This window comes from Phytoactinopolyspora endophytica (genome assembly GCF_004138495.1).
In the GTDB taxonomy this organism is placed as follows: Bacteria; Actinomycetota; Actinomycetes; order Jiangellales; family Jiangellaceae; genus Phytoactinopolyspora; species Phytoactinopolyspora endophytica.
Map to the genome: position 1 here is coordinate 14,862 of NZ_ML142862.1, position 4,514 is coordinate 19,375.

General features: G+C 66.7%; 3 protein-coding genes. All 3 read left to right on the plus strand.

The window, feature by feature from the left end; translation table 11 throughout:
• The coding region (locus ELR45_RS23345; RefSeq protein ID WP_240760086.1) for an alpha-amylase family protein at positions 1-1,403 on the plus strand (1,403 nt) is incomplete at its 5' end.
• On the plus strand, positions 1,400-3,103 hold the full coding sequence (gene treS, locus ELR45_RS23350; RefSeq protein ID WP_129668500.1) for a maltose alpha-D-glucosyltransferase: 1,704 nt from the start codon (positions 1,400-1,402) through the stop codon (positions 3,101-3,103). The genes ELR45_RS23345 and treS, both read left to right, overlap by 4 nt.
• A gap of 2 nt (positions 3,104-3,105) precedes the next feature.
• The coding region (locus ELR45_RS23355) for a maltokinase N-terminal cap-like domain-containing protein (RefSeq protein WP_165368066.1) at positions 3,106-4,514 on the plus strand (1,409 nt) is incomplete at its 3' end.

Consider the following 4,514-nt stretch of genomic DNA (forward strand, 5'->3'; position numbering starts at 1 on the left):
TCCCCAGATCCGAGGGAGCTGTCCGGCACGACGACGGTTCCTGGACCTCGGGGACGTTCACCACGGCGGCCAAGCGGCTTCCGGCGATCGCCGGCATGGGGTTCGATGTGGTCTACCTGCCGCCGATCCACCCCATCGGCACAACCTTCCGCAAGGGTCCGAACAACACGCTCACCGCCGGCCCGAACGACCCCGGTGTGCCGTGGGCGATCGGCTCGCCGGACGGCGGGCACGACGCCGTCCACCCGGACCTCGGCACTCTCGAGGACTTCGACCAGTTCGTCCAGAGCGCCCGCGAGCTGGGCCTCGAGGTCGCGCTCGATCTGGCGTTGCAGTCATCGCCGGACCACCCGTGGGTCACCGAACATCCGGAGTGGTTCACCACGCGCGCGGACGGCAGCGTCGCGTACGCGGAGAACCCGCCCAAGAAGTACCAGGACATCTACCCGCTGAACTTCGACAACGACCCGGACGGCATCTACGCCGAGATCCGCCGTACGGTCCGGCACTGGATGGCGCACGGCGTACGGATCTTCCGGGTGGACAACCCGCACACCAAGCCGGTGAGCTTCTGGCACCGGCTGCTGGCCGACATCCACCGGACCGACCCCGACGTGATCTTCCTGGCCGAGGCGTTCACCCGCCACGACATGATGCACACCCTGGCCAAGATCGGATTCCAGCAGTCTTACACCTACTTCACCTGGAAGAACAGCAAGGACGAGCTCGCCGAGTACATGGTCGAGCTGCGTGACGCGGCGACCTACATGCGGCCCAACCTGTTCGTCAACACTCCGGACATCCTCCACGCCTATCTGCAATACGGCGGTCCTGCCGCGTTCAAGGTGCGTGCCACGCTCGCCGCCTTGCTCGCGCCCACCTGGGGCGTCTACTCCGGCTTCGAGCTCTACGAGCACGTCGCCGTGCGTCCCGGAAGCGAGGAGTACCTCGACTCGGAGAAGTACCAGTACCGTCCCCGTGACTGGTCCGCCTACGAGCCGGGAGGCCCGCGGGCGGGGCAGTCGCTCGCGCCGTACCTGACCCGACTGAACGAGATCCGGCGGGCGCATCCTGCTCTGCAGCAGCTACGCGACCTGCATTTCCACTCCGTCGACAATCCTGACGTGCTGTGTTTCTCCAAACGACGGGCTGCCGACGCGATCACCACCGACGACACCGAAGAGGACGCCGTGATCACCGTCGTGAATCTCGACCCCCACACGCCCCGCGAGGCGACGGTCACTCTGAACATGCCCGAGCTGGGCATGGACTGGCACGAGAGGTTCGCAGCGCATGACGAGCTCACCGGCGAGACGTTCAACTGGGGCGAGCACAACTATGTCCGGCTCGACCCCGCGGTGGAGTCCGCCCACGTGCTCACCGTCAGGCGGTGGCGGTCATGAGCGGCGCCACATACGACGAGCCTGCCCTGCCCGCACGCGGTACCGATCCGGAGTGGTTCAAACGCGCGGTCTTCTACGAGGTCCTGGTCCGCTCGTTCAAGGATTCCGACGGCGACGGCGTGGGTGACCTGTGTGGCCTGATGGAGAAGCTGGACTATCTGGAGTGGCTCGGAGTCGACTGCCTGTGGCTGCCGCCGTTCTTCCCGTCGCCGTTGCGCGACGGCGGCTACGACGTCTCGGACTACAAGAACGTGCTGCCGGAGTTCGGCACCCTGGACGACTTCGTCGAGGTGGTCGACAAGGCGCATCAGCGCGGCATCCGGGTCATCATCGACTTCGTCATGAACCACACCAGCGACCAGCACCCGTGGTTCCAGTCGTCCCGGGAAGACCCGGACGGCCCATACGGCGACTTCTATGTCTGGGCGGACGACGACTCCGCCTATCCGGACGCCCGCATCATCTTCGTCGACACCGAACCGTCGAACTGGACCTTCGACCCGGTGCGCAAGCAGTACTTCTGGCACCGGTTCTTCAGCCACCAGCCGGACCTGAACTTCGAGAACCCGGCCGTGCAGGAGGCGATCCTGGACGCGCTGCGGTTCTGGCTCAACCTCGGGGTCGACGGGTTCCGGCTCGACGCCGTGCCTTACCTGTACGAGGCGCCCGGCACCAACGGCGAGAACCTGCCCGAGACGCACGCCTTTCTCAAGCAGGTCCGCAAGATCGTCGACGACGAGTACCCGGATACGGTGCTGCTCTCCGAGGCCAACCAGTGGCCGACGGATGTGGTGGAGTACTTCGGGGACCCCAGTGTCGGCGGCGACGAGTGCCACATGGCGTTCCACTTCCCGGTGATGCCGCGGATCTTCATGGCCGTGCGTCGCGAATCTCGCTACCCGGTGAGCGAGATCATGGCCCAGACGCCGAGCATCCCGTCCGGCTGCCAGTGGGGCGTTTTCCTGCGCAACCACGACGAGCTCACGCTCGAGATGGTCAGCGACGAGGAACGCGACTACATGTGGAACGAGTACGCCAAGGACCCGCGGATGAAGGCCAACATCGGGATCCGCAGGCGGCTGGCTCCGCTCCTGGAGAACGACACGAACCAGACGGAACTGTTCACCGCGATGCTGCTGTCCCTACCCGGCTCGCCGGTGCTGTACTACGGTGACGAGATCGGTATGGGCGACAACATCTGGCTGGGTGACCGCGACGGCGTCCGCACCCCGATGCAGTGGACGCCCGACCGCAATGCGGGCTTCTCCACATCTGATCCGGGCCGTCTCACGCTACCGGTCATCATGGACGCCGTTTACGGGTACCAGGTCACCAACGTGGAAGCGCAGATGACCAACTCGTCGTCGTTGTTGCATTGGATCCGAAGGATGATCGAGGTACGCAAGCAGAACCCCGCGTTCGGCCTGGGCGACTTCACGGATCTAGGCGGATCCAACCCGACTGTCCTGTCCTATGTGCGTGAGTTCGGCGACGACATCGTCCTCTGCGTCAACAACCTCTCCCGTTTTCCGCAGCCGGTCGAACTGGACCTGCGGCGCTACGAGAGGATGCAGCCTGTCGAGCTCCTCGGCGGTGTCCGGTTCCCGGCCATCGGCGAACTCCCGTACCTGCTGACCATCGGGTCGCACGGCTTCTACTGGTTCCGGCTCCAGGCCGTGCCGGAGGAAGGTACGCCGTGAGCATGGGAGACCCACACGACGCCGGAAGGCCACGCGAGCACGGCCCAGCCGACGACGCGTCAGGCATCGCGGAGGTGGACCGGGCCGTCTCCTTGCTTACGGACTGGCTGCCGCACCAGCGCTGGTTCAGCGGACGGTCGTCGGCGGACCATGTGCGCGCGGTGTCGGCGACGCTCCTGCGCGATAGCGAGCCGAGGGTCTGGCACGTCCTCGTCGAGACGAGCCGGGACGGCCAGCTCGACATCTACCAGGTCCCGCTGTCCATCCGCAGCGAGCTCGTCGAACGGCTCGAGTACGTGCACATCGGGCATACCGACGACGGCCACGTCTACGACGCCCTGCACGACAAGGACGCCACCACCGCACTCTTGGAGCATTTCGCCGACGGCGGAGCCCGCGTCGATGGCCTCACCTTCCATGCCGAGGCCGACGCCGAGCTCCCGGCCGGGGAGAGCGCGCTCGCGTTGCCTGTCGAGCAGAGCAACACGTCCCTGGCGTACGGCGACGTCGCGCTGCTGAAGGTCTTCCGGCGGATCCAGCCAGGGCTGAATCCCGACGTCGAGGTGCATGCGGCGCTCACCCGGGACGGCAGCTCCTACGTCGCTCCGCTGCTGGGCTGGATCGACGGACGGTGGGCGAGTGCGGACGGCGCGGTCCACGAGGCCAGCCTGGCCATGCTCCAGGCCTACCTGACCACGGCCTCGGACGGCTGGGCGCTCGCCGCAGCCAGCGTACGTGACCTGTATGCCGAGGGTGACCTGCACGCCGACGAGGTGGGCGGAGACTTCGCCGCGGAGTCCCACCGGCTGGGCGAGGCGACCGCGCACGTACACCAGTCGATGGCGAGGGTGCTGCCCACCGGCAGGCTGGACGCGCAGGACCTGGCGGCGCGAACCGATCGCTTGGTCGAGCGACTCAACGTGGCGGTCGGCGTGGTCCCCGAGCTGGAGCCGTACCTGCCCAGTCTGCACGAGCAGGTGAACGCGTTGCGCGAGCTGGAGCAGCCAGTGATTACCCAGCGAGTGCACGGAGACTTCCACCTGGGGCAGGTCCTGCGCACCGCCGTCGGCTGGAAGATCGTCGACTTCGAAGGAGAACCCGCGAAACCGCTGGCCGAACGGACGGCGCTGGACTCGCCTATCCGGGATGTCGCCGGGATGATGCGCTCGTTCGACTACGCCGCCCGGTACCTGCTCATCACCGACTACGACCACGAACACCCGGCGTACGACCAGATCAGCTACCGCGCCAACGAGTGGGCCAAGCGGAACCGGGACGCCTTCTGCGACGGTTATGCCAAGGCCGGCGCCGGGGATCCGCGTGACATGCCGGCCCTGCTGAACGCATACGAGATCGACAAGGCGGTGTACGAGGTGGTCTACGAGGCCCGCTACCGGCCCGCCTGGCTCCC

Bases quoted from the DNA above. Each gene is read 5' to 3' on its own strand.
- treS (WP_129668500.1), top strand. From the start codon at position 1,400: ATGAGCGGCGCCACATACGACGAGCCTGCCCTGCCCGCACGCGGTACC.